Source organism: Candidatus Frankia nodulisporulans, from assembly GCF_902806475.1.
In the GTDB taxonomy this organism is placed as follows: Bacteria; Actinomycetota; Actinomycetes; order Frankiales; family Frankiaceae; genus Frankia; species Frankia umida.
Genome location: NZ_CADCWS010000371.1, coordinates 1 through 3,068, shown reverse-complemented (window position 1 = coordinate 3,068; position 3,068 = coordinate 1). Strand labels below are relative to the sequence as shown.

Sequence of the window (3,068 nt, the reverse complement as noted above, 5' to 3'; positions counted from 1 at the left end):
CATCTCCGATTCCGCGCGAACATATACCTGCGCGGGTTTCCTCCGTGGGAAGAGGACGGCTGGATCGGCCGGTCCATCCGGCTTGGCGACCTGCGGGCCCGCGTATTGGAGAAGACAGTGAGGTGTCCGGCGACATCGGTGAACCCGACGAATGACGAGCGGGACGTCGACCTGCCCGGAGTCCTGCGCGAGCATTTTGGACGGAACACTCTCGGCCTCTACCTCTCCGTGTCTCGCGCCGGCACCACGCGGCAGAACGACCTGGTGGTCGTCGAGCGATAACGCATCAGCCACCTGAACCATCCCACTCGCCGGAGCGGCCAGCCGCCAGCGCGGCCACTGGCGCCAACAGTGGTACCCGTTGCATGAGGGCGTTCGATGGCGCCATTCATGCCGCCTCACCTTTCGGTGGGGCACCCCGGGTCTGACCGGCCGTGGCCGTGCCCGGTTTCCGCTTCGCAGCCACCTGCCCCGCGAGCGGGGTCTTCTGGTCGGCTCCACGGTCGTTTTCCGTCTCCGATGTACTGGCGGCGACGAGGTGAGACAGGTTGACCGCGGCGTTCAGGTCGCGGTCGGCTGGAACAGGTCTTCGAGCTCGGATACCAGCGGTCGGCGACGACGAGCGTCGAGCCGTACCAGCGGGTCTTGTAGTCGAGCTGCCGGCGGACTTCAGCCATCGCGACGTCCGAGATGGCGCGTGCGAGCCGCCGGTTACGGACCATCCCGGCGACATGGAGATCCTCGACCACGATCACGTCATGGTCCTTCGCGAGCCGGGTCGTGAGTGTGTGCAGGCCGTCGCGACGCTGGTGGGCGACCCGAGCGTGGATCCGGCCGAGGGCGGTGACCCGCGTGCGCCGTCCGGCGCTTCCTGGCTTCGACCGGGCGTAGGCCCGGGATGCCATCCGCAGCCGGCGCTCGGACCGCCGAGCGTGCTTCGGGTTGGGAATCTGTTCTCCGGTCGAGAGGACAGCAAGGTGCCGCACGCCCAGGTCGACGCCGACCGCGCCGCCGCGACCGGGCTGGGCGGGGATCTCGCGGTCGGCCTCGACGGTGAACGAGACATACCAGCGCCCGGCGGTCCGGGACACGGTGGCGCCGAGCAGCCGGGCGCGGCCGTCGGCAAGCCGGCCGGTGAGCGCGCCCATCGGCTCGTGGGCCTTCACCCGCCCGATCCGGGGCAGTGTGTTCACCCGCCGGGCCGTGGCCGGCAACGTCCACGCGACCCCGCTGGAGACGATCCTCACCGGGCAGGCCTTCGCCGACCAGGTGGAGATCCCCGACCGGCTGCGCCGGTCGGGGCCGAGTGCGTGCAAGCCGAACCCGAAGTGCAGTCCGGCGTCGTCGTGCAGTCCGGCGTGCACCCCCCTCCGACACCGGGAACAAGGGCTCGAGCTGCGCGCCCAAGGGACGGCCGACGAATGAAGTGGGTACCGGTCCGGGTCGACACCGCCTGGATGGAGACGCTCTGGCGTGAGGGGGCCGCACGCCTGGGTGTCACGCCGTGCGGGTCGCCGGCGCCCAGCGCGTCCGGTGATGTCATCGGCGGGACGGTCGGCTACCGTGGGCAGACCGCGTGGCTGCGGGTGGCCCCGTTCCTGGAACACGCGATGGACGTCGAGCCCTGGCGGGGCACACGGGAGGCCGGCGCGCTGGTCGGGATCTGCAAACCGGCGCTGCTGGCCAGCACTGAGTGGACCCATCCCGATCCGGCGCCGGTCCCGGTCTGCGCGGAGCTGGTGACCTACGTGTCCGATCCGCCGGCCGCGCCCGGCGACCAGTACCTCACCCACCCGATCGACCTGTCTCAGGCGTGGCTGGCTGATCTGCGGGCGTCGCTGTGTGCGCTTGCCGGCCAGCCCACCACCCGGGAGATCTGGGGGAACCGGCCCGAGCGCTACCAGCATCTGCTGCACGCCGTCTACGGCCGGCCGCTGCCCGCCGGCGTCGCACCCCGTTGGGGCAGCACCGAGCATCTGGACCTGCACTGGGGCAACCTCACCGTCCCCCGGCTGATGATCCTCGACTGGGAACACTGGGGTGTGAACGTCGCCGGCTACGGGGCGGCCCGGCTGTACTGCACGGCGCTGGGCGCACCAGCCGTCGCCGCGCAGCTCCACACCACGTTCACCGACCTGCTCGACAGCCCGTCCGGGCGGTACGCACTACTGGTAGCCGCCGCCGACATCCTCGTCGCCGTGGCCTGGTACGAGGACACCGCCGGACTGTGCCCCGCCCTGCACCACCTCGCCGACACCCTCCTGCGCGGCGAGGCCGCCCCCATCTGAGCCGACGCGAACGCGGGCTGCCCACGGTGTCGAGGGTCTGTGCCGCTCGGCCCACGAGCCACCGCCTGCGGGCGATGACGCCTGGTGGGGTGCGTTCGGCAGAGGCGCCCCTTGGTTGACCCTGAGCGGGGCTGGTTGCCGCGCCGGTCAGGGCCGGTTGGCCAGGTGACGTTGGAGGTTGGCGTGGCGGAACTCCCAGACGGCGCCGGCCTGGCGCAGGACGCCCCGGTCGCGGGCGTCTTCGAGGAAGGCGATGAGGTGGAAGGGCTGCTGGCGGCGTGGGGCCAGCCACAGCCGGGCCAATCCCAGTCGTCCCCACGCCGACATGAGCCCGCTCATGAGTCCGAACGCGAGCCCGGCCACGACTCCGACCGTGGGGCCGAACCCGAGTCCGAACGCGAGCCCGACCACCAGCCCGACCGTGAGTCCGAACAGGAGCAACCTGGTCCGATCCTGGATCAGGACAGTCATGGGATCTGCCGCCCGTCCCGTATCCGCTGTGGTGCTGAGGCCGAGCACGACCATGAGCCCGCCCATGAGGCCGGCCCCGAGCCCGGCCCCGATCCCGATCGCGAGCCCGCACATGAGTCCGCACATGAGCCCGCCCGTGAATCCCGGTGCGAGGTCGGACAGCTGCGGCCGCCGCAGAGTTGTCCGGCTGGGGGAAACCTTCCTGAGTCCGCCCGCGAGCCCGAACACGAGCCCGCCCACGAGCCCGCCCACGAACCCGCGCTCGACCTCGAACAGGAGCCCGAGCAGAAGCCCGTACCCGAGCCCGAT

2 protein-coding genes and 2 pseudogenes are annotated in these 3,068 nt (G+C 71.3%); 2 read left to right on the top strand and 2 right to left on the bottom strand.

The genetic code is table 11. The features are described 5' to 3' along the window. On the top strand, positions 1 to 282 hold a 282-nt coding region (locus tag G6R24_RS19800), incomplete at its 5' end, for an MOSC domain-containing protein (protein ID WP_163550666.1). Positions 283 to 388: 106 nt separating this feature from the next. Here the strand turns inward: G6R24_RS19800 and G6R24_RS19795 are convergent. Then, positions 389 to 1,538 (bottom strand): annotated as a pseudogene (locus G6R24_RS19795) (RNA-guided endonuclease TnpB family protein). Here G6R24_RS19795 and G6R24_RS19790 point away from each other — a divergent pair. Then, positions 1,422 to 2,288, top strand: a complete 867-nt coding sequence (locus G6R24_RS19790; protein WP_163550665.1) for a hypothetical protein — start codon at positions 1,422 to 1,424, stop codon at positions 2,286 to 2,288. The pseudogene G6R24_RS19795 and the gene G6R24_RS19790 overlap by 117 nt on opposite strands. Positions 2,289 to 2,435: 147 nt before the next feature. On the opposite strand, the pseudogene G6R24_RS19785 reads toward G6R24_RS19790, so the two are convergent. Next, positions 2,436 to 3,068 (bottom strand): annotated as a pseudogene (locus G6R24_RS19785) (NACHT domain-containing protein); the annotation flags it as partial.